1 protein-coding gene is annotated in these 263 nt (G+C 52.1%); it reads right to left on the bottom strand.

Annotation, left to right across the window (positions count from 1 at the left end; genetic code table 11):
• Window positions 1-10: 10 nt before the first annotated feature.
• Window positions 11-263, bottom strand: a 253-nt coding sequence (locus KVS69_RS19775; RefSeq protein WP_217539805.1) for a hypothetical protein, incomplete at its 5' end; no start/stop codon positions are given.

Raw genomic sequence — 263 nt, 5'->3', positions numbered from 1 at the left:
CGGCGCGCCACTACGGCGACACTGATCGAGTTCTCGTGTTTACCGTGAATGACCCTTGATTTTGTTTGGCAGAAAAAAGGCTTGGATTTCCGGAGGAAGCGGGATAGCTTGCGAGGCACGCGCTGGGACGGCTGGGAATGGACAGCGATTCGTTCGGGTTATAGGTCAACCCTTGATCCTGCTCTTTTCGAAGAGTTGCGAAGGTTGAACAATTTCCGGTGCGTGAATCAGTTAATTTGACTTTCACAAGCGGCAGGACGCTT

Origin of the sequence: Stenotrophomonas sp. GbtcB23, assembly GCF_019091045.1 — a bacterium.
In the GTDB taxonomy this organism is placed as follows: domain Bacteria; phylum Pseudomonadota; class Gammaproteobacteria; order Xanthomonadales; family Xanthomonadaceae; genus Stenotrophomonas; species Stenotrophomonas rhizophila_A.
Note: the sequence above shows the minus strand (reverse complement) of the source record. Positions and strands in the feature narration are given on the sequence as shown.